The 22,460-nt window shown below is 47.5% G+C and carries 21 protein-coding genes and 2 pseudogenes; 15 read left to right on the top strand and 8 right to left on the bottom strand.

Annotated elements, in window-relative coordinates; translation table 11 throughout:
• Window positions 1–272: 272 nt before the first annotated feature.
• The 6 genes and pseudogenes from IPL71_RS10785 to IPL71_RS10760 form a co-directional block, all read right to left on the bottom strand.
• Window positions 273–467: a hypothetical protein gene (locus IPL71_RS10785; RefSeq protein WP_345321450.1), complete on the bottom strand. Its 195-nt coding sequence runs from the start codon at window positions 465–467 to the stop codon at window positions 273–275.
• Complete coding sequence (locus tag IPL71_RS10780) at window positions 436–2,124, bottom strand: beta-L-arabinofuranosidase domain-containing protein (RefSeq protein WP_345321448.1); 1,689 nt, start codon at window positions 2,122–2,124, stop codon at window positions 436–438. The genes IPL71_RS10785 and IPL71_RS10780 overlap by 32 nt, the downstream gene beginning before the upstream one ends.
• Window positions 2,125–2,158: 34 nt before the next feature.
• Window positions 2,159–2,425 carry a hypothetical protein gene (locus IPL71_RS10775; protein ID WP_345321446.1) on the bottom strand — a complete coding sequence of 89 codons (267 nt, stop codon included), beginning with the start codon at window positions 2,423–2,425 and terminating at the stop codon, window positions 2,159–2,161.
• A complete protein-coding gene (locus IPL71_RS10770) occupies window positions 2,377–2,709 on the bottom strand; it encodes a GNAT family N-acetyltransferase (protein WP_345321444.1) in 333 nt (110 codons plus the stop codon). The genes IPL71_RS10775 and IPL71_RS10770 overlap by 49 nt, the downstream gene beginning before the upstream one ends.
• A gap of 47 nt (window positions 2,710–2,756) precedes the next feature.
• Window positions 2,757–4,079: a GH1 family beta-glucosidase gene (locus tag IPL71_RS10765; protein WP_345321442.1), complete on the bottom strand. Its 1,323-nt coding sequence runs from the start codon at window positions 4,077–4,079 to the stop codon at window positions 2,757–2,759.
• 197 nt (window positions 4,080–4,276) lie between these two features.
• Window positions 4,277–6,650, bottom strand: a pseudogene (locus tag IPL71_RS10760) (sodium-translocating pyrophosphatase).
• A 206-nt stretch (window positions 6,651–6,856) separates the two neighbouring features.
• Here IPL71_RS10760 and IPL71_RS10750 point away from each other — a divergent pair.
• On the top strand, window positions 6,857–7,273 hold the full coding sequence (locus IPL71_RS10750) for a HesB/IscA family protein (RefSeq protein WP_345321436.1): 417 nt from the start codon (window positions 6,857–6,859) through the stop codon (window positions 7,271–7,273).
• An 820-nt stretch (window positions 7,274–8,093) separates the two neighbouring features.
• Here the strand turns inward: IPL71_RS10750 and IPL71_RS10745 are convergent.
• Window positions 8,094–8,705, bottom strand: coding sequence for an SH3 domain-containing protein (locus tag IPL71_RS10745; protein ID WP_345321435.1), 612 nt, complete (start codon window positions 8,703–8,705; stop codon window positions 8,094–8,096).
• A gap of 47 nt (window positions 8,706–8,752) precedes the next feature.
• Here IPL71_RS10745 and IPL71_RS10740 point away from each other — a divergent pair, with 47 nt between their 5' ends.
• The 9 genes from IPL71_RS10740 (at window position 8,753) to IPL71_RS10700 (ending at window position 13,976) form a co-directional block, all read left to right on the top strand.
• Window positions 8,753–9,340 (top strand): zinc ribbon domain-containing protein, encoded by a 588-nt coding sequence (locus IPL71_RS10740; RefSeq protein ID WP_345321433.1) that lies wholly within the window; start codon window positions 8,753–8,755, stop codon window positions 9,338–9,340.
• 20 nt (window positions 9,341–9,360) lie between these two features.
• Entirely contained in the window at window positions 9,361–9,483 is a 123-nt protein-coding gene (locus IPL71_RS10735; RefSeq protein ID WP_345321431.1) for a hypothetical protein, read from the top strand.
• 55 nt (window positions 9,484–9,538) lie between these two features.
• Complete coding sequence (locus IPL71_RS10730; RefSeq protein ID WP_345321429.1) at window positions 9,539–10,177, top strand: FHA domain-containing protein; 639 nt, start codon at window positions 9,539–9,541, stop codon at window positions 10,175–10,177.
• Window positions 10,178–10,261: 84 nt separating this feature from the next.
• Window positions 10,262–10,654, top strand: a complete 393-nt coding sequence (locus IPL71_RS10725) for an FHA domain-containing protein (RefSeq protein WP_345321427.1) — start codon at window positions 10,262–10,264, stop codon at window positions 10,652–10,654.
• Window positions 10,651–11,514, top strand: coding sequence for an S-methyl-5'-thioadenosine phosphorylase (gene mtnP, locus IPL71_RS10720; protein WP_345321425.1), 864 nt, complete (start codon window positions 10,651–10,653; stop codon window positions 11,512–11,514). The genes IPL71_RS10725 and mtnP overlap by 4 nt, the downstream gene beginning before the upstream one ends.
• A gap of 76 nt (window positions 11,515–11,590) precedes the next feature.
• On the top strand, window positions 11,591–11,812 hold the full coding sequence (locus tag IPL71_RS10715; RefSeq protein ID WP_345321423.1) for a hypothetical protein: 222 nt from the start codon (window positions 11,591–11,593) through the stop codon (window positions 11,810–11,812).
• A 142-nt stretch (window positions 11,813–11,954) separates the two neighbouring features.
• The gene (locus tag IPL71_RS10710) at window positions 11,955–13,163 is read left to right on the top strand and encodes an FtsW/RodA/SpoVE family cell cycle protein (protein WP_345321421.1); all 1,209 of its coding nucleotides are present in this window, start codon (window positions 11,955–11,957) and stop codon (window positions 13,161–13,163) included.
• Window positions 13,163–13,639: a penicillin-binding transpeptidase domain-containing protein gene (locus IPL71_RS10705; protein WP_345321419.1), complete on the top strand. Its 477-nt coding sequence runs from the start codon at window positions 13,163–13,165 to the stop codon at window positions 13,637–13,639. The genes IPL71_RS10710 and IPL71_RS10705 overlap by 1 nt, the downstream gene beginning before the upstream one ends.
• Window positions 13,611–13,976, top strand: coding sequence for a hypothetical protein (locus IPL71_RS10700; RefSeq protein ID WP_345321418.1), 366 nt, complete (start codon window positions 13,611–13,613; stop codon window positions 13,974–13,976). The genes IPL71_RS10705 and IPL71_RS10700 overlap by 29 nt, the downstream gene beginning before the upstream one ends.
• Window positions 13,977–14,225: 249 nt before the next feature.
• Here IPL71_RS10700 and IPL71_RS10695 read toward each other — a convergent pair.
• Window positions 14,226–14,435, bottom strand: a pseudogene (locus IPL71_RS10695) (4Fe-4S dicluster domain-containing protein); the annotation flags it as partial.
• A gap of 214 nt (window positions 14,436–14,649) precedes the next feature.
• On the opposite strand from IPL71_RS10695, the gene IPL71_RS10690 reads away from it, so the two are divergent.
• The 5 genes from IPL71_RS10690 to IPL71_RS10670 are packed head-to-tail and all read left to right on the top strand — an operon-like array spanning window position 14,650 to window position 22,417.
• The gene (locus IPL71_RS10690) at window positions 14,650–17,412 is read left to right on the top strand and encodes a polysaccharide pyruvyl transferase family protein (RefSeq protein ID WP_345321416.1); all 2,763 of its coding nucleotides are present in this window, start codon (window positions 14,650–14,652) and stop codon (window positions 17,410–17,412) included.
• A complete protein-coding gene (locus tag IPL71_RS10685) occupies window positions 17,409–18,314 on the top strand; it encodes a hypothetical protein (RefSeq protein ID WP_345321414.1) in 906 nt (301 codons plus the stop codon). The genes IPL71_RS10690 and IPL71_RS10685 overlap by 4 nt, the downstream gene beginning before the upstream one ends.
• Before the next feature lie 7 nt (window positions 18,315–18,321).
• Window positions 18,322–18,720, top strand: coding sequence for a hypothetical protein (locus tag IPL71_RS10680; protein WP_345321412.1), 399 nt, complete (start codon window positions 18,322–18,324; stop codon window positions 18,718–18,720).
• A 41-nt stretch (window positions 18,721–18,761) separates the two neighbouring features.
• Window positions 18,762–21,230, top strand: coding sequence for a hypothetical protein (locus IPL71_RS10675; RefSeq protein WP_345321411.1), 2,469 nt, complete (start codon window positions 18,762–18,764; stop codon window positions 21,228–21,230).
• Window positions 21,230–22,417: a mannosyltransferase family protein gene (locus tag IPL71_RS10670; protein WP_345321409.1), complete on the top strand. Its 1,188-nt coding sequence runs from the start codon at window positions 21,230–21,232 to the stop codon at window positions 22,415–22,417. The genes IPL71_RS10675 and IPL71_RS10670 overlap by 1 nt, the downstream gene beginning before the upstream one ends.
• Window positions 22,418–22,460: the final 43 nt, after the last annotated feature.

Below are 22,460 nucleotides of genomic sequence, written 5' to 3'. Positions count from 1 at the left end.
GGGATTTGTCCCAATCTTCGGGAACTTCAAAGGCAGCGCGGAGTGCAAAATCCTGAGTCCATGAGCCCCAATATTCATTGGCGGATATTTCCTGCCAATGTGAATCGTCCATGCTGATCTCTGCTGGAGAGGCAGCAAGCGGGCCATCCAGCTCACGATAGCGGAAGGCGGATATATTTTTCCGCTTGAGATATACCAATGGCAAAATCAAATTAAGACGCTGCTTGATCTTTTCAGGTGTCCAACGCTGTTTATGATACATGGTCCTCCAATTAACGTTTTAGTTTTAATGGAAATGAAGCTCTACGCAGCAAAGTACAGCCGATCGGGACGAGGCGATTCGTTTCCAACTCGAGCCAACCCGAAGGCTGCCCCCAGCCCGGCTGTATATTTTCATCAAGCACAAACTTTAATCCATAATCAGATTTTGATTCATCAAGAATAATGGAACGATACGCCTGTTCCATATTTTTTGGAAAAATCTCTACAATCATGAAAAGCATCAAGCGGGTAGTTTTTTATGGAGCGCAGTTGATATTCAATCGGGTACACATACTGCAAAGCACCGCGTTTAATAGCGTATTCGCCGTTTGGGTATGGCATGACCTCGACCTTTGGATGAAAGGTCAATGCAAACGAATCACCATTCATCCATGTCTTTGAAACAATAAGCCAGCCATTTTCTTCACGCACAACTGCGCCTTCCATTGTCACAGCGGCTGACCAGGCCGGTTTGCGCAGGAACAGTTCAAAGTTAATGTCCTGATCCGTTGAAATCGTAAACCGAATCGTGTCTGAGAAAGGATAGTCCGTTTCTTCGGTGATGGTCAGATTTACATTATCAATTTGATTTTTTAAAACACAAGGCCCATATGTCGCTGCGGCGAAGCCAGGGCGATCACTCAGCCCCATCCACATCCGGCTGATATAGTGCGGCATAAAACGGACGGCATTCGGATTACAACAACAAGCGACATCTTCGTGCGTTGGTGAATATTTAAAACGTCCATGCTTGCCGTGTAAATGAGAATAACTATCAGGGCGGTCATTTAGCGCGGAAAAACGGCTGTCGAGTGAAAGGTAGGCAAGTCCGCTGCCATTTGCAAAGCGTGCGCCCTGCGCGGCATTGAACGACAACGATTCGATCCAATCCCCAAGACTGGCATCCCCGGATTTTTGCAGCGCGCTGCTCAAGCTTAACAATAATTCAGTCAATGTGCAATATTCATAGCCAATATCAGGTGTTGGCAAACCATGCAGCCCTTCATCGCCAAGCACTGCTCCGCTCGGCAGCGTGTAATGGCTCAATTTCAACATGGCGTTTTTCAGGGCTTCGGTACATTGAGGACTATCCCCCATCTCGCTGGCAAACAACAAAGCACGGAGATGTTCCACAGTATGCACTGCATGTCCATTCAGATGGTGATGAGGGTCAAGCAAATTTGAGAGAGCCATATCATCATTGGCAAACGGCAATTGCATCTGATTGAAATCCTGATATAACCAGACGCCGAAATCACGATAACGGGCTTCACCTGTAATGCGATACAACCATTCCACCACATCCACATAACACAGGCCATGCGTCATACCGATCAAATCATTACGTGTCTTTGGTTGACGAAAGTATGAATGCTCCACACCATACTTCTGTAAAGTTAGATCAACCGCTGCCTGCACAACAAGCAGCCAGTTTGCATCGTTTGTCAATTCGTATTGCGCGAGCATTGCCAACATGGCACGGCTTTGCCCCCATAGTTCTCCATTCTCATCATCACCATGCTGATAACGTGACGCAGCCGAATAAATGCCGATATATCCATCGGCATCCTGCGTTTGTTTCAAAATATTTAACAATTCAAGCACACGCGACTGATGTTCTGGAATTTCTGCAAGCCCAGCCATCATCGTATAGCCCCACAGCCAATTGCCGCGTGTTTCACTATCCCACCATGCAAACTGCTGAGAGGATGACTCGATGCGCTTGCTGAACAGATCCGTTGCGGCACGTTCGGTTAAAGAATCAAGCCGCGAAGCAAAACCCTGATCCAAATCATTTTGAAGTTGAGACAGAATCCAGCCTGTGGGGCGTACCGTACCAAGAGGGAGAGTTTGAAATTTCATAATTTATAGTATATGCGCCAACTAAAACGCGGATTTAATTTATAACCCGCTTTGACATGATAATGTCGGGCTTGCCAATTCCATTCGCATTCGGGACAACGCCCGTGATGACATATCCCATTTTTTGGTAGAACTCATAGGGATGATGTTTCAAGTTGCGAATATTCTTAACCTGATCCCACAAGTTTACAAACAAATTAACATCAGAAAGTGAAGTCATATGATCTTCGTCGTCCGAACCAAGCGTGATGGTTAATCCGCCCTGCTGGCGCACCTGTTCCTCAAAATCTTCGGCCAACATTTTGCCAATTCCCCGACCTGCATCTCCGGTTGAATGGCAAGCGGATGAAGTTCCCACACATGACCGTCATATTGCGGGATCCCGCCGATAATGCCAAGCAGTTTTCTCTGATCATCAATTACAGCGACGGATGCGCTCTGCTCCAGCATTTCGAGAATTTCCTGTTGCGCTTCTTTCATAGTGGGCCATGCTTCCGGCCAATGCTCGCGAAAAGCGTCCATTAATAATTGCGCCGCTTGTTGAACAAGGGATTCGTCCTCTTTTGTCAAAGTGATAATTTTCATGTTCTCACCAGGCTTGGAATCTTCTATTTATATTGTTAACATCAATCTCAATCGTGGATTTGATTCGTGCGGGTTACTTCCGCATACCAGTCACCAGAATCTTTGACGGTGCGCTTTTGCGTTTCATAATCCACGCGTACAAGCCCAAAGCGTTTTGTAAAACCATGCCCCCATTCGAAATTATCCATGAGCGACCAGACCATGTATCCGCGTATATCCACACCATCCTGCATGGCGAGGCGGGTCTGAATGAAATGCTGCTTTAGATAGTCGAGCCGGCGTGGATCGTGGACTTTCCCGTCTGCGCTGACTTCGTCTTTGAACGCCGAACCGTTTTCTGTGATGTAGATCGGGGGCAATTTGTAAGCGTTATTTATTTTTACAAGCATACGACGCATGGCAGGCGCACAAACTTCCCAGCCCATCTCCGTATATTCCGAGCCTGGCACCTTGTCAATTTTCTGCGCGGCACTGACAAGATTGCGTGAATAAAAGTTAATACCGACGTAATCAAGCTCCTGTGAGATCAACGCCATGTCACCATCTTGGATCTTCGGCATATCCTCACCCACCAGATCGTACGCAGCCAGTGGATAATGCCCCTTAAAGATGGGATCAAGAAAAAGGGTTTCACTGCTATTCCAGGCAGTTTCGGCTGCTGCAATATCTTCAGGTGAGTCTGTAGCCGGGTCGGCCATCCAAAGATTGAGAACGATCCCAGCTTCCACTTTTGAATTTGTATTACGAATTGCCTGCACACCAAGTCCATGTGCAACCATTAGATTATGCGCCACTTGATATGCAACGCGCGCATCTTGAATACCAGGAGCATGTTTACCGGAAAGGTTTCCATCAAAAGTAACAACGCTGGGTTCATTAAAAGTCGTCCAATACTTCACACGGTCACCGAGGCGTTTGACCATCAATGCGGAATAATCAGCGAAGGCATAGGCGGTGTTACGATTTTCCCAGCCACCTTCGTCTTGCAAGGCTTGCGGCAGATCCCAGTGGTAGAGAGTTAGGAATGGTTCAACATTAGCGGCGCATAACGCATCCACCAGACGGTCATAGAAATCGAGTCCCGCAGGATTGATCCGTTCACGTCCATTGGGAAGGACACGCGCCCAGCCAATAGAGAAGCGATAGGCTTTTAGTCCGAGCTGGCGCATGAGGGCAATATCTTCTTCAAAGCGATGATAATGATCACAGGCAATATCCCCGGTCAAATTATCATCAATCTTGCCAGACGTATGGCTAAAGCGATCCCAAATGGATTCGCCTTTGCCGTCTTCATTCCACGCTCCTTCAACTTGATAAGCGGCAGATGCTGCACCCCAGAGAAAGTTATGAGGAAATTTATAAGTAGCCATACTATTTATGCTCCAATGCGGTTTATTTTTTACTGCTTTTGACATGTACAAAATTGCAAATCAGGCAGATAAACTTACTTTGCGTTTCGTAAAGTTCCCATAAAAAACAAGCCCTCCAGCATATTTTGTGCTTTCGCACAATAAATATACCGGAAGGCTTGTCCTTTTACTACACCCAACAACTTGGGTAATTAAATTTATTTATTCTTAGGCTTCACTTCTTCAGCAACAATCATTGAAGGAGCAGGCGCTTTGGAACGCATGACTGCCCAAGCCAGCAAGCCAAGCAAAGCCGCACCAACAGCCAAAACTACAAACTGAGTAACTCCTGTTGCACCGGCATATTGCACTACGATCGGAGCAATAATAACAGCCACAAGGTTTACTACTTTGATCATCGGGTTAAGCGCAGGACCAGCAGTATCCTTGAAAGGATCACCAACAGTGTCACCCACTACACCAGCCTTGTGACGTTCGGAACCTTTGCCAAGGTTCTTAGCCGGGTCTTTGGGTTCATCTTCGATCAATTTCTTCGCATTATCCCATGCACCACCGGAATTATTCAAGAATACAGCCAGCAATTGACCTGAAACAATGATGCCTGCCAGGAAACCGCCAAGAGCTTCAACTTGCAAGAACAATCCCACCACAATTGGAGTCACAATGCCGAGCAAGGCAAGAGATACCAATTCCTTTTGTGCAGCAGTTGTGGAAATTTCAACCGCCTGTGCATAATCAGGTTTAACTTTTCCTTCGAGCACACCCAGTTTAAATTGACGGCGCACTTCCAATACAATGAGAGAGGCAGCACGACTAACTGCTTGAATGGCAAATGAAGAGAACAACCAGGGTAAGGCACCACCGATCAACATACCTACAAATACCTGGGGAACGTCCACACGAATACCGATTGCCTGAATCTGCTCAGATAAAGGAGTTCCCAGACTGGCTTGCGCACGGGATACATCCACAAGGAATGAGCCAAAAAGCGAAACAGCCGCAATTACAGCGGAACCAATGGCAACACCTTTTGTAATCGCCTTGGTTGTATTGCCAACTGCATCAAGATCAGCCATGATCTGCTGGGCATCTTTGGTTTCCTTATCTGTTTTACCAGACCAGGCCATTTCACCAATACCATTCGCGTTATCAGAGATTGGACCAAAAGAGTCCATCGCTACGTTATTACCAGTGAGGGTCAACATGCCGATACCAGTCATTGCAACCCCATACAAGATAAAGGTTGAGCGGCCAACGGCATCAAGAGAAGGATTGTCAATTGTGCCGAAAATAGCAATGGACGCGAGAATGGTAATTGCGATCACAAGCACTGACCAAACAGAAGATTCAAAACCAAGAGAAATTCCGTTAAGGATCAAAGTCGCAGGGCCGGTATCAGCAGCTTTTTTCACTTCGTTCACTGGAGAAGCATGTGTACCGGTGAAATACTCTGTCAAACGATCAATCACGATCGCAAGCAAAACGCCAACACCTACTGCCATCGGCAAACGCCACCATCCACCCCACTCACTCATTTCAGGCGTACTTAAATACAAGAAACCAGCAATGAAGAAAAGCGCAGCAGAAACCACAGCAGAAGTCAAAAAGCCGCTAAAAATGGCCTTCATCGCATCTTCGCTCTTGCCAGTCTTTCCAGCCTTCACAAAATACGTTCCAATAATGGAGGAAAATACGCCGATACCACGAACCATGAGCGGGAAGATGATCCACTCAAGGCGGTCGGTAATATGCCAGAGCGCCAAACCAAGAATCAAGCCGGAAACGATCGTCACTTCATAGGATTCAAAAATATCAGCGGCCATACCTGCGCAATCGCCGACGTTGTCACCAACGAGGTCAGCGATCACAGCGGGATTTCTCGGATCATCCTCGGGGATGCCTGCTTCCACTTTCCCAACCAGATCAGCGCCGACGTCTGCTGCTTTGGTGAAGATACCACCACCCACACGCATGAACAACGCGAGGAGTGTGCCGCCAAAGCCGAAGCCAAGCAAAGCATCAGGAGCTGCGATACCAAGGATCATAAAGATGATGGTTCCACCGAGCAAGCCCAGACCATCGGTTAACATTCCTGTGACAGTGCCCGCACGATATGCAATGCGAAGTGCTTCACCAAATGAACGTTTGGAAGCTGATGCGACGCGTACGTTGGCTTCAACTGCCATACGCATACCAATTCGACCTACAGCCAAAGAGAAACCTGCGCCCATCACGAAAGCGATCGCGCGCGCGAAGCCAATAATTAAACGTACTTGATCGGGCGAAGAATTACCAAAACGCTCCAACGCCTCAGGAGTTGGCGGACCAATATAGACTGAGAAAAAAAAGTACCACAGTCAAAACAGCGATTAAAGGCAAAATGGAGCGTAACTGCTTCTGTAAGTAAGCATTTGCTCCAGCTTTGATCGGGTTCCAAACTTCCTGCATCTTTTCAGTGCCTTTGTCTTCCTGCAAAATCTGCGAACGCAGAAACACTGCATACAACAAACCGACAATTGCGATTCCAAATACAGCCCAAATCGCGGTTGTCTCCAACGAAGTAAGTCCCATTTCAAACATGTAGGTTATTCCTTCCAAGATATAGGATATGTATAGGCTTGCGCCTATTTGGTAAAGAGATTTTACAGTTGCAAATAGAATGTGTCAAGAAAAGCAATACCATCAGGCGAAGCAGGCACAGCATAAAAGTTGACATTGCACTCCAAACCTGATAATATTTGGCGAAATTAGACGTACCCCATAAGGAGAAAAAAAACATGCTCCAAGAAATTGAAACCCAACTCTTCACATTAACCCCGGCGGCAAGCCAGGCAGTCAAAGATATTCTTGAACAACGCAATCTTGAAGGTTACGCATTGCGTGTGTATGTTGCCAGCGGCGGCTGTTGCGGCGTCAACTTTGGAATGGCGCTTGATAATAACTTCCGTGATGTTGACACAACCTTCAACGCAAATGGTGTGCAGGTTGTTATTGATAATGTTTCCATCGACTATTTGCGCGATGCCACAATTGACTTTGTAAATGATCCTCAACACGGCGCGGGGTTCGCAGTAAACAGCCCAAGCGCTAAAAAGGAACATGGCGAAGGCGGTTGCGCATGTGGAAGCAACAGCAGTGCGGATAGTGGTTCCTGCGGCTGCGGCGGCGGTGGATCGTGCGGTTGCAGTAACTAATTTAGAAATATACAAAAATGACCGGACAATCCGGTCATTTTTTTTTGGGCACAGGGATAAACCGCGTGTCATTCCTTCAGGACTATAAAGCCAACATCTGCAATTCAAGGAAACAGGTTTTTGAAGAAAAAACTGCATAAAATGAGTTAATCACATTGGTGAAATAACACGGCGTAATCTATCGACCGCGTAGAAACGAAATTAGAGCACCCAACCCGCCAACGAATCCCAAACCAAAGATAAGCAATCCCATGGGTATGCGGTTTGCGGCTGATGCATCATCAACAAAGGTTACGATCTCCAGAGGGGCCGGTGGTGTGAAAGTGGGCAATCGGGTGGGGGTGACGGGGTCAATAAATGCTGCGGCCAAAGTTGGATCTATCGTGGGGGTGAACCTGGTGTTGGCGTAGAGGGGGCTCTTAGAATAGGTAAATCACCCGCCTTTACTACTTTTACAAATGGTGCATATACCCACGCCACAGAATTAGGTACACCGGGGTAATATATTTGAATCCAATCTTTGTCTTCAGAGTAACCATAAGCCGGCACTTCCTGCCCGGCCAATAAAAGCCCAACTGCCGGATAAAGATAGGAACTTGGCCCAGAGTAGACATTTTCCTGAGGTCGATTCTCGTCAAGATACAAAGCCACTATCGCACCAGACGGTGTGCCTGTAACTGTGGGGACAGACCCGGTTGGCTGCTGGGCATGGACAGATGACTGTAGTGGAGAATAAAACGCAAATCCAATGCCCCCAAACATGAGAAACATAAAGACAAAAAGTTTAAATTTATACATGAGTTTATGTAGTTATCAAAAACTAGCGGCGAATAAACACGGAAAGAAAAAATCCGATTACGCCTAATATCGCAAGAGCTGCAATAATAATTCCCAAAGGAACGGAATTATCACGATTTAAGGAAGGTGCTGGCGTATATACCGTAATGGCTAACGACGGAGGTGGAGTGAAGGTCGGCAAACGGGTATTTGTAGGGATAATATTAAATTGCGCAGCAAGGGTTGGGTCGATCGTGGCTGTTGGTGGCTGCGCAGGGGTAGGAGGCGGTTCTACTAATAACAATACTCCCGGAGAAACTTGCACGAGCGGAGAGTATACCCAACCTTTATTGTTTGGCGCGCCCGGATATTCGATCTGAATCCAATCTCCGCCTGAGGAGCGGCCCAAGGCAGGAGCAGTTGCGCCGCGTAACAATGTTCCTACGATCGGATAGATGGAAGAACTTGGTCCCAGGCGCACATTAATTTGCGGTTCATCGGTGACAACGGTAATGAACATCCCTGCACCAGCGGCGGGAGTCTCTGTCGGTTGCTGAGCCAGTACAACGGTCAGGGTGGATGCGGAAAATGTCCAAAGAGAAAGCAGGACAATCAGGGGGATAAAAATAATGGGGTGAAACCAGGGTCGCTTCATTTTCGTATAACTCTTAAGAGAATCGTAAAGACGATTATAATCTACTTATGGAACGACGGATCTTTCACGGAAAAATAAAACCTGTAGATGTTGCACAGACTTTACTGGGCGAATTCAATCAAGGGAATCTGCGCGCGCAAACACTTGGAAAAAGCGATAAGATGGTTGTGCAAATCGGCTCACGCCCCGAAGCGATGTCTGGCGGGCAAACCGCAATGACGGTGACCATCCAAAAAATTGAGGATGGAATTATGATCGAGCTGGGGCAACAAGCCTGGCTGGGGGTGGCAGCAAGCCTTGGCATGAGCGCGCTTGCTGCTTTACGCAATCCATTCAGCCTTTTGGGGCGATTGGATGATATCGCTCAGGATATTGAACATCTGCAAATGAGTGACCGCATCTGGCAGGTGATCGATCAGTCTGCGCGGGCGCTTGGGGCCTCCACTGATCTATCAGACAAACTCAAACGCTTGACTTGTGAATACTGCCATACGGCAAACCCTGTGGGAGAGCCTTCATGTCTGGCTTGCGGCGCACCCCTTGGAAACATGCAGCCTGTTACGTGTAGAAATTGTGGTTATGTAGTTAAGAGTAGTGATAAAAAGTGCCCGAATTGTAAGCAAGCCTTAAAATAGAGATAAAAAGATAACAGAGAATGAATCTAAAAGAACTTGAAGCACGTTTGCAATCGTTGGTTGAAGTGGATTTATTAAATGTTCTGCCGGGTAAAAAAGTTGAAGATGTGATCATCCAGAAACTGGCAGCGGCGATCCAGTAATACAATACCTCTGGAAGATGGCTCAATCGCAGCGCCGGATGTATATACGCTGATCATGCATCCGTTGACTGCCGCCAAGTGGCAGGATGCGCAATTGCTTACAGTACTATTGCATTCCATTACCACGGTTGCCCAGGAAGCAGGTTTTAGGTTTACAATAACGCCTACAGTTACCATCGCAACAGATGAAAAAATATCAACAAGTGATGCTGAAATTGTGGCATCACATAGGGTCGAATCAATGGCAGAAACAAACGCAACCCCACTTGACACTGGAAGTCTTGAAGACAATGGAAAATTACCCGAGAACGCTTTTTTAATTGTGGAAGGGGTAAAAGTATTCCCGCTCGTGCTTTCCGTGGTTAATATTGGCCGCAGACTGGATAATCAATTGATCATTGATGATCCGCGTGTATCTCGCAATCATGCACAACTACGCTCCATCAAAGGACGCTATGTGGTTTTTGACTTAAATTCAACCGGGGGCACATTTGTAAATGGACAACGCACCAGCCAAAGTGTGCTTTATCCCGGAGATGTAATTTCACTGGCAGGTGTTGCGCTTATTTTTGGACAGGACAATCCTCCGCCACGCCCAGACCTGAAAGACACTGCTCCGCTTCAGCACGCATCAGCAGACCGCCCAACTGCATCCTTACGAGATCCACATTCCACTGCCAAATTCAAGAGATAAATCAAGATGAGTGGTCCAATTGTATTGGCCTTGCGGCTGATAATGGCTCTTACTCTTTACGGGTTTCTTGGATGGGCCTTGTACATGCTTTGGCGTGAAGTGCAAAGGCAGGGACAATCACTTGCAAACCGCCGTGTTCCCGGCATCAGTTTGATGATTCGGCGCGAACGCGAAGCCCCAATCGTAAAACATTTTTTTCAATCAGAGATCATTCTTGGGCGTGACCCCGGCTGTGATATCCCACTCACTGACGATACCGTATCCACCCGTCATGCACAATTAACTTATCATCACGGGCAGTGGTGGCTCGAAGACCTTGCCTCTACAAATGGGACGATCCTCAATGAAGCGGTCGTAAACATGCCGACGGTCATTACTTCTGGGGATGAAATCGTATGCGGGGGAACGCGATTAATTGTCAGTCTTTCAGAAAATGTAGTGATAGAACCCACACAGCGCCTGGAGAAAAAAAAATGACAAAGAATATATCCATTGCAATCATTGGCGGTTCAGGCTTGTATCACATGTCTGGGGTGCAGGATGTAAAAGAACATCATATAGATACTCCTTTTGGAGAGCCGAGCGCACCGATCACAGTTGGCACGCTGGAAGGCGTGCGAATCGCTTTTCTGGCACGGCACGGAATCGGGCATCACCTCTCACCCACAGAGGTTCCCTACCGGGCAAATATTTACGCGCTAAAATCCCTCGGTGTGGAACGTGTAGTTAGCATTAGCGCCTGTGGCTCTCTACGTGAAGATTATGCTCCGGGGCATATCGTTATCCCGGATGATATTTTTGACCACACAAAAGACCGCGACCGAACATTCTTTAGCGATGGACTCGTAGCTCATATTGGAGCGGCCAATCCATTTTGCAGTGAGTTTTCAAATCAAGTGGAATCAGCTGTGCGTGCTACTGGCGCGATCACACATCGCGGCGGGTCATTGATCACCATTGAAGGACCGCGCTTTTCCACCAAAGCAGAATCAAATACATACCGAACATGGGGCATGTCCATTATCGGCATGACCGCCTCCCCGGAAGCATTCCTCGCACGTGAGGCTGAACTATGCTACGCCACCATGGCACATGTCACTGATTACGATGTCTGGCATGAAAATGAAGCCCCCGTCACCGTTGACATGGTGATTCAAACACTACATAAAAACACCCAAAAAGCACAAGACGCCATCCTTAACCTGATACGCGGATTAAAAGACGAACGCACCTGTGCCTGCGGACAATCACTCGCGGCTGCGCTGATCACAGACCCAAAAGTAGTCCCTGCTGAAACGCGTCAAAAACTTGACCTTTTGATCGGCAAATATTTTTAATCCTTTCTCCTCCCCTAACCTAAAAAATGATGTACCATTGAAACATGCATGATTTGATCCAAAGCCGCCTTTTACGTTGGGCGGATATTTCCTGTTCGTCAATTCAGTGATCCTCACACTCTCACCCGCTGTGCGCGAACGTTCCTGGGATGTGGATTATCGATTGTCACATTGGATCGGCTTCCTTGCATGGGTTGTGCTCACAACACTTGCAGATCGCGCAACCATTAAATATTTACCCGAACGCGACCCCTACCTATTGCCGCTGACAGCGCTTCAAGCGGCTGGGGATTGCTGACCATCTGGCGGCTTGACGAAGCCTTTGGCCTGCGTCAGACCATCTGGCTCGGCATCAGCATGATCGTTTTTATTCTTGCGCTTTACGTTCCACAAAACCTCGCTTTTCTTAGACGATACAAATATATTTTGTTAAAAGTGGATTGCTTATCACTGCGCTTACCTTATTATTCGGCACGAACCCGCTTGGGGTTGGGCCGCGCCTATGGCTTGGATGCGGCGTTTATTTTCAACCATCCGAACCGCTCAAACTTTTACTCGTCATTTATCTCTCCGCCTATCTCGCAGACAGAATTAGCATCCGGCTTTCCTCGCTGCCTCTGCTTGTACCCACCCTTGTCATCACCGGGCTGGCACTTTTGCTGCTGCTCGTTCAACGCGATCTCGGCACCGCTTCCATTTTTATCTCCATTTTCACAGTCATCATTTTTCTCGCAACAGGAAAGCGGCGTGTCTTATTGGGTGCTTTTGTATTTTTAATGACAGCCATGGTGGTTGGATATTTCTTTATCGACATCATCCACATTCGTGTTCAAGGATGGCTCAATCCGTGGGAAGACCCATCGGGGAATTCCTATCAGATCGTTCAATCCATACTTGCCATCGCCAATGGCGGCACTTTCGGTCGTGGACTTGGGATGGGAAGCCCGCTTCTTGTGCCGGTTGCCATCTCAGATTTTATTTTTGCAGCAATAGCGGAAGAAACGGGTCTGGTCGGGACTTTAGGCCTGCTCGCCACTATTTGGCTGATTCTAGCTCGAGGCTTAATCGTCTCCCTGCGTGCTGCTGATAGATTCCGCCGTTATCTTGCGGCGGGTGTTGTCACCTATCTTGGCATTCAAAGTCTGCTCATTATTGGCGGCAACCTGCGTATGTTCCCGCTTACCGGCGTTACCTTGCCATTCGTTTCCTATGGCGGCTCCTCATTACTAACCTCATACATCGCCTTATTTATTCTGCTTGTCATTAGCAATGTAGAAGATAGCGAACCCGCCGCGCTGGAAGACTCAAAATCATATTCAATACTGGCAGGCATGCTCGCCCTCGGACTTGCCGCCTGCGCCATTTCAGTCGGCTGGTGGGCCATCATCCGCGGACCAGATCTATTGAATCGCACCGACAATCCGCGCCGCGCCATCGCAGACCGCTATGTGCCGCGCGGTGAATTGCTCGACAGAAATAATCAGCCCATTAACATTACCGAAGGTGAAAGCGGAACGTTTACACGCGTATACCTTTACCCTAACCTTGGCCCAATCACCGGATATACACATCCCATATACGGTCAGGCCGGGTTGGAAGCCACACTGGATGATTATCTGCGCGGCTTACAGGAAACCCCGCCTCTCTGATGTGGTGGGAACATTTGATTTATGGCACACCTCCCCCTGGATTGGACGTACGCTTAAGTTTAAGCCTGCCGCTGCAATCCAAAGCAGATCAGTTATTAGGTGGACACACCGGCGCAATCATTCTCATGAATGCAGAAACAGGTGAGATTCTCGCAATGGCTTCACATCCAACTTATGACCCAAACAAACTGGATGATGAAGGTGAAGCGCTTTCTCAAAACGAATCTGCACCATTGGTTAACCGCGCCGCACAAGGGTTATATCCAATTGGCACAACCATGCTGCCGCTGATGCGCGCGCAATATGGAGAGATCACACCCAGTGAAGCGGAATTAAAAGCTTATTATGAAAGATTGGGTTTGTATCAGGCTCCCGCTCATAAACATGCCGGTTACATCCAGCGCAGAGAGCAACTCCACTCAAGACCTGCAAGTCAGTCCGCTGCAAATGAGTATTGCTGCCGCATCTTTAAGTAATCAGGGTATTGCACCTGCCCCACGGATTGCCACAGCGGTCAACACACCCGAGCAGGGATGGGTGGTGCTTTCAGCCGAGAATCAACCCAGAGAGGCGATTCAGGCATCGGCGGCGAATGAAGCGGCTCTTTCATTTATCGTCGAAGGAAAACCTTACTGGCAAAATGTCGGTCAAGCCAGCGCAGATGAAGACACGATCATCACCTGGCTGCTCGCTGGATCACTGCCTGACTGGGGCGGCACGCCATTGACGTTGGTTGTGATATTGGAAGAAAATAATACCTATCTTGCAAAATATATTGGAGATAGTCTGCTGGAAGCAGCATTAAGTCAATAAAAAAGGTCAGGCACATGTGCCTGACCTTTTTTATTGACTTGTAATTTATGAACCGGTATCGCTATCTTTCGCGGCGTAACCGGGGCCGCCCTTGAAGAAGTCGTAATTAGGCTTGATGTCGGGGGTAAGGTCGATGGTTTCACCGGCCGTGAGTTGACGAGTGGTCTCAACGACAACTGCCTTGCCATGATGATTGGTTCCTTCGTAGTGACCAGTGAGACCAACCTTGCTGATGTACTCACCGCCTTTGGCAGTGTAGGCAGCAGGTACTTCATCTTCCGGGAAGATCGCAGCGTACGGGCATTCAGGGACGCAAGCGCCGCAATCAATGCAGGTATCCGGGTCAATGTACAACCAAGGCCATTCTGTTCCGGCTTGTCCAGGAACGATACACTCAACTGGGCAGACTTCGACGCAACCACGATCACGAATGCACAAACTGGTAATAATGTGGGTCATTTTATTTACTCCTTATGGAATTGTGAATAAACTTAATACATGTATTATATCTTTGTTTATATTCGTGACAAGGGTCACATGCGATATTTCATCTAAAAATGATGATAACGCCCGATATTTCCCCAAAAAACCATCCTTTCATAATTGCAATTTTTTTTTCTGTTGTAATCATTCTGATAGTTTTCTTTTCAGACATACTCATTAGAATGAATATATGAAGATACTCTTTCTAGGCACCCATGGACAATTCAACCTCGGCGATGAGCTTTTGCTTGAAACGTTTCTTGCACAGCTTGGCCGTGAGCATCGTTACGCGGTCAACTCGTATGATCCCGTTTTCACACAAGGTATGATGACTCCGCAATTCGATATTGAATCTTTTCATACCACACGTGAGTTGCCACGTTTCCTGAAATATCTGATCACATCCAATCTGCTTTTCTTTGGCGGCGGAAGCATCATTAAGGAACTCTACGCCAGTGTGGGGCGCAATCCATACTCCACACTTTTTATGATCCTTGCAACAGTTACTTTTGCAAAACAAATTGCACGCAAACCGGTTGTGATGAGCAATATCGGTGTTGGGCCAATCATGACACCCACTGGAGAAAGACTCGCCCGCTGGATATTAAATCAAGTGGATGTTCTCTCTGTGCGGGATGACAAATCGCTTCAAACTGTACTGAAACTTGGTCTGGCCCCGAGCAAAGTGATTCGTGTCCCGGACGCTGTTTTTGCCAACGCGCCCGAAGTATTTTTACCAAACCCTCAGCCTTTACCACCATCAAACAAATTGCGAGTGGCGTTGAATCTTAACTACGACATTGAAAATCGCGATGCCTGGGAGGGGTTTGTCACCAGCCTTGCTGAATGTCTGCAACTGATGGACAAGCGTCAGAAACTTGAGATCCATGCCCTGCCGATGCAAAGCAAATTCAAAGCCAACGACGATCTCAGTGTGTTGAAAGCTTTCCGTGAAAGAATTCCTGAAATTGAATTTATCTTCCACGAGCCACAATCTGCGCAGGATGTTGCCTCAATCATCTCAGGCTGTGACCTTGTCCTCGCTGAGCGGCTGCACACATTGGTGATTTCGTCAGTGATCGGCAAACCTTTCTTTGGTTTGATCTATGATGTAAAAGTACGTGAATTGCTTGATTATTTAGGCATGTTGGAACACTCACTCGACATTAATCAGCCCTTCACCGCGCAAACCTTGTTTGAAGGAATCACGCGCGTAATAAACAACTCTGACTCGGTACGCACCTACCTGCTTGAGCGCAGCGCCTCATTAAGAAAAGAATTGATGGCTTATTTCAATGACCTCCGCAAAAGGTCATTGCCCGCTAAACCAGCGGACATGATCCTCTCTTACTTTCGCATTCCGCGAATCAGCACCGCAAATCCTGTGCGCAGAATTGCGTTAACGGTGGGACTGTTATATTTCCTGCTTTCTGTGGTTATGTTTAGAAATGTCATTCTGAACATTCCGATCATCTTAAGCGGGGATGCCGTCATCAACGGGGATGAGCTTGTTCCATTCTTTAATCCATACAGCCAATTACTGGATCAAGCCGCCGGGAAGTTTAACCAATTAACAAACGGCTATGAATTTCGTGTGCGTTACGCCTTCCATACAACCTGGGTGCGTTATTACAAGGTTTTACCTTTTGCCATTGTGATCGTTATCCCGATGGTAGCATATTGGAGTTACCTGGCTGTAGCATGGTTCTTAAGCAAAACTCTGCCGCAATTCAAAGCGGCAACGATCTACACCATCACGGCCGCGCCTGTTCTGGTCATATTTTTAATTATGACCTACGCAAAGATCACACACTTTTACACGTTAATTTTAGGTTTCTCACTCTACGCAGTCGCAATCGCACTGATGACCTATGGGTTGATCTTCCCGCAAAAAAATCCATACAAGCCGATCACTGCTGCTTGTTTAATTACATTATTCAATCCTGCTGTTCATTACCTAGTCTTATTCGCCTTATTCATGTCGTTGACCGTGGCCGTCCTCATGATCATGGATGCGATAAGTGTTGTTCGCTCAGGTAGTTGGCGCAACATCTACCGTCCGCGTGTATGGTGGGATGGGATAAAAACCTTCAGGCAGGATTGGAAGCGTCTTTTTGTGGAAGTCCGCTTCTGGCGCAGCATTGGCGCATTTGTGATGCTCGCTTTATTTACCCTCGCACCATACGGAGCATTCGTTAAATTTTATGCTTTGCGCGGCGTGGCAAACCTCTCTGAGACCGTTCCAGCAGACTACTACTTCATCGTGGATGCCTCGATCTCGCTCGGGCATCTGCTCGCCTTTGACATGGCCGGCATTATGGACAAAATGACCACCGGCGATTATCTATCCAAGGTGCCGCGTTGGGCCAATGCGATCTATACCGCGCTGATGTTCATGCCTTTATTTTACAAACGCGCACGCGATGAAATCTTTAACACTGAGCCGCTGCGTGCCTTCATGATCGTGGCGTATGCAAGCACATTCTTCTCCATGTGGGCTACGCTTGGATATACCGAACCGAGTTGGCTTCCAACTTTCCATCGTACGATGTTATTCATCAGCAATATCGCCTATAGCACGCGGACCACAGCGGGCGATCTTGTTGTCCGCTTGTTTGGGACGGTGGTGCAGGTATTACGGTTTCCCCATCGCTTTGAATTCATTATGTTCGTCACAGGCTGTTTGCTGGTGCCGATCTCATTGGTGTGGATCGAAGGCGAAATCGCCAAATGGGCAATGCCACATATTCAGCGTCGCCGGGAAAATGTCAACGGGCGGAACAAGTTAATTAACTGGAAACAGCTAACAGCACGTCTGACCCGCGCTGGTCATCTTCCGCTTGTTGTGACTCTTATGGCGCTTATCCCAATGTTTTCAAACACGGCCTATACAAAAGTATTTTTTTCGGGCGATTTCAATAATTTCTTACGCCCTATCCCGTGGGGCCTTTGAAAGAAGTGAAAGAGGCATTGCTTAAATTACCGCCCGGAAAAGTGGTGGTGCTGCCGCCGACTGAAACTGCAAAAGAGATCGTGGACATTAACGGCGTGGCGCATAAATTTATAGACAAGTTTCATATTTACTATCTTGACCTGCCAAGTTTTTATTACGGGCTGACAGGCGACTCGGATAATAAGCATGAATTCTTTTTACTGCTACGCGCTATGTATTACGAACAGCCGTGGTGGGTCAACATCGCGCGCGATATTGACTTGAAATATATTGTTGTAAACAAGGAGCTGGTGGCGAACACGATCGGCGGTCAGGAATATTTACGTGAGGTGGAGCGCTTCATTCTGCCCGAGTTGGACAGACGCAGTGAATATGTAAAAAAGATCATGGAGAATGAAAGTTACGCGTTGTATGAATTTACCGACCTGCCAAAAGCGGAGCGGGTTCCGCTTTACATTGACACAAGCTGGAACACTTTCATTCAGATCCTTTCACGCAATCTTGAATTAACCCGTTACTACGATCTGCGCTATTCCATGATCTCAAGCGATCTGAAAAGTTACGACCGGCTCTCAGTGGTCACAGATGACGAACGCAGCACCACGCTGGATTTGTATATCAAACAAAATCCAACTTCATATTTTCGCCCAAGCAGCACGATCATGGCCTTTAATCCTGATCTGATCTCAAGCTCTTATTATCTTTCGCCCATGTTCCGGCTCTTTCAATTCTTTTCAGACAGCAAGTGGAATCGTTTGAACATGATCACGCCCGGTTTATGGGGATCGATCAATGGCGGATTTATCGGTGTGCCGCGCGCCACCCAGTTTCGTATTGACGTGACTCTACCCGAGGATGGCACCTATTATCTGCTGATAGTGCGGCGCGGCCTCCTCCAATAATTTGGAAATGGACGCAAAATTCCTGCCTGAACCGCTCATGCTGCATCTCGCATCAGATCAGGAAAATCTTGTCTTTTTTGACAAGTCACAGGTTTTCTCAACCAAGCGCGAGCCAATGGACATCAGTATTTACACACAGTCTGAGCTCGACAAATTGATCCCTGCCGATGTGGTGGTTGTCAATTATCAATATCAATTTTTTGATCTGGCACAGGTGACTGGCACAAAAGGCAAGTACACCCTGTACTTTGACAAACTGGATAATTCCCCGCTGCTCGTGGAAGGTGTGGTGATTGTGCCAGAAGCGTTATATCAGAATTTAATCCTGCCAGAAGATGTACAACTTCTGCAAATAGACGATCTATGCTGCGGCTCATTAATTCAAGAAACAGAAACACTTCCTTAATCCATCACAATTTGTAATCATCTCATTTTCACAGGTATAAAATGACAACCATAAAAAAACCTTTTGAACGCCTCCAACCACTTCTAGATCGCATCAAACCGATTCTGATACGCTACAAAAAGTTATTACTCGCCGGCGGACTGGTGATCCTGGCCGGGGTTTTATTTTTGACAATTCAAGTTGTGCTCGGGCCGGATGAACCCGTCACCACCTACACCCTGCCATACACGCAAAATTTTGACGATATCAATTTACGCCGCTGGTATACCAACGGCGGCGTGTGGACTCTCCGCACACAAACCCTTGCCCAGACCATCGGTGGTGAAGAACCAGCTCAATTGCATATCCCGCTGAAATTACCAGAAGACGTTGCTTATCACGCCAGCACGTATCTAATTCTGAAGAAAGACACAAAAGCCGCAGGTTTTGTTTTTAACTCGCAATACCCCGAACTCTCACAAAAACAACACCGCGTTTATTTGCACCGGCCAGACAAAGACACGCTCGAACTTGTTGCCGGGTATCTTGATGAAACCGGAAGTTTTGTACCACAGGCGCAAATTCCAATCTCAATGAATACCGAGGAGTTTCGGCTCGACCTTTTTGTGTACGAAAATACTTATCTTGTGCAAGTGAACGGACAACGCATTATTGAAAAACGCCCGCTCTTTTATAAAAATGGAATGATCGGATTTTATTCCATTGGCGCGGTTTCATTTGACACCTTCAAATTAACCGCAGCAGAAAACGAAGACCCCGGCGATATGGTCTACGCCAGCGATTTTGAGCAGGAGCCGGGCGGCGCAGGCTGGGTTCCATTCAGCGGCGATTGGCGCATCACAGAGAAACAAATGACTCAGCATGATCCACTTGTTAATGATGCGGGCATCGGGTATGAAACCAGCACGTTCCAAAATTATGTTTTACAGGCCACCTTCGATCACAAGGAAGGCGCCGGCGCAGGGCTGCTCTTCAACATGCCGTCACCATATCAAGTCAACGGCGCGTACATGGTGCGTTACTCCGATGAAACCGACGCGCTGCTCTGGGGCTACTTCGACAACGAAGGCGTATTCAATCGTCAGGGATTTGTTGAGATCACGCCGCCAGACAATGAACTGCACAACCTTCAAATTTTTTCCGGCGAAACCAGTTACGATATTTATCTCGACGATCAGATCATCGCGCGCGATGTGCCGTTGCTCAACGAGACTCGCGGCCACATCGGATTGATCACTTCACTTTCCTCTGCCGGATTTTCAACCGTTGAAGCCTTCCCATTATTTGGAGCAAGTACGGAGTCAGAAACCGCACAACCACTGACTCCCATCGCTGCATCCACTGCGACTAAAATCCCGCTTCCAGCCACGCCCACACCTGCTCCTGTTTCGACAAACATACTCCCCGCCGCAACTTCCCTGCCGGATAATGGCAGCGCGCAAAACGGCACAGACGCAGCCTATCATGGCATCTTCAATGGAGACATCACCCAGTCAGGCTGGAAATCGATCCGCGGCAACTGGTCATTCACAGCCGGCAATCTTGTACAGCCTAATCCACAAGGCTCAGACTGGGCTATTGTTTACACACCAAATACTTATAAAAATTTCACCCTAACTGTTGGACTGACTCACACAGAAGGCTTCGGTGGCGGCGTTTTATTCAACATGCCATACACAGACAGACTCAACGGTGCGCATCTCGTCCGCTATTCAGATAACCGCCCCGATGCCATCTTCTGGGGCTACTATGATGAGACAGGCAAATTCATTGGTCAGGGATACGCCGATGTTACTGCTGCAAGCACAGATCGTCACATACTGCAAATCGTTAGCAAAAGCGCAACCTATGATATTTATCTGGACGAGACCCTGATCGTCAAAGACCTGCCCTTACAGCAAAATTTTGGAAACATCGGTCTGCTCACCTCAAAGAGTTCAGTGGAATACGATCAAGTGGATATTAGTGGAACACAAGCCGCTTCCTCCAGCACCACAACCACAGATGGATTTAGCAACCTTAAAATTTTAAGCGGTAAATGGAACACTGAAAATAATATCCTTCTTCAGCAAGCCACCGATGTTGGAGATTACATCATCAACTCGGGCATCTTCACTGACGAATTCACCATCGAAGCGAAGATCACCATCCCAAAGAATAGTGACATCGGCGGCGGATTCATCTTCCACATGCCAGATCGCGGATCACGCAAAGGCGCATACATCATGCGCTTGATCAATGGCGGTGAAGGCTTATTCTGGGGCTACTACGACGACGCAAACAAATTTCAAGGATTGGGATCCACTACCCTGGTCCAGGCTGATTCGTACGTCATCACAATGGCGGTCAGCGGCAACTTAATGGATGTCACCGTCAACGGGCTGCCTGTGGTCAATGACGCGAAATTAAATCGCACCTCGGGCTGGCTGGGCGTGATCGCCTACGGCGGTGAAGTGAAATTTGAAAACCTGCAAGTGACAGTCACTGGCATTTCAGGAGAACCCGAATAATGATCGCGCGCATTCGCACTTTCCTTGCCCCCTATCGCTGGCTCGCCGTCCCCATTCTTGCATTCATCCTTTCGCGTGGATTAATTTTCAGCGTGGGTTTTCTCGGCGATACCATGCTCCCCACCGAAGAAGGTCACTGGGTCGCCGACCCCGAGAGTCCCTTCCTTAGCATGTGGGCTAAATGGGACAGCCAATATTATGTGGATATTGCCAAAAATGGCTACTGGTTCAAACCTGAGCAGCAAAGCAATGTTGCATTCTTTCCGCTCTACCCAATGCTTATGCGCATAGTGTCGAATTTTACTGACGGTAATTTAATTCTTGCCGGCTTTATTATCAGCAACCTTGCTTTATTTGGCACACTCGCCTATTTCTATCTACTCGCCGAAGTAGAGCTGGATAAACCAGCCGCGCAACGCGCCGTCTTTTATCTGGCTCTGTTTCCTACAGCATTTTTCTTCAATAGTGTTTACACCGAAAGCCTGTTTCTGTTTCTAACAATTTCAGCCATGTACTATGCGCGCAAACATAATTGGGTCGTGGCTGCCGGCCTGGGCTTACTGGCCGCATCCACTCGTAATATTGGAATTCTGATCTGGCCATTAATCTTTTGGGAATGGCTGCGTGTGCAAGGCTGGCAGATCGGAAATATCTTCAAAAAAGAGATGTGGCTCAATTTATGGAAAAATGCGCGTGTCAACTGGATGGAAGCCGTGATTATTTGTGTTGTGCCGTTTGGGATGCTCATTTTTATTTTATTCCTTCAGCAAAACTTTGGCAGACCACTCGCCTTCATCGAAACTCAGGCCGCCTGGGGGCGCGAAAACGTTGGCACGATTGCCATTGTCAAGAGAAGCCTCTCTCAATTAATAAATGGTGAATTAAACAGAGGTTGGTTCACAGGATTTTGGAATACATTTTCCCTGTTGGCTTTTCTTGCATTTGTTCCATTTATCTGGATCAGATTTGGCGAAGGATACGCGATCTATGTATTAATCCAGCTAATTGTCCCCTCATCAAGCGCAACAGGGAGCATCATCCGCTATGTGCTCACAATGTTTCCCGCTTTTCTTTTACTGGCAGATTGGGGAAAGCATCACTGGCTTGACCGCACATTAACACTGGCGTTCACTGTGCTGTTAGGCGTATTTGTCACGATATTTGTTAATTGGGTTTTTGTGGCCTGACCTTCACACTTTGCATAATTGTTTGAAAGTCTGCAACCATCCT

It is taken from the genome of Candidatus Villigracilis proximus (genome assembly GCF_016717045.1).
GTDB lineage: Bacteria > Chloroflexota > Anaerolineae > Anaerolineales > Villigracilaceae > Villigracilis > Villigracilis proximus.
This window is presented reverse-complemented; position numbering and strand designations above follow the sequence as displayed.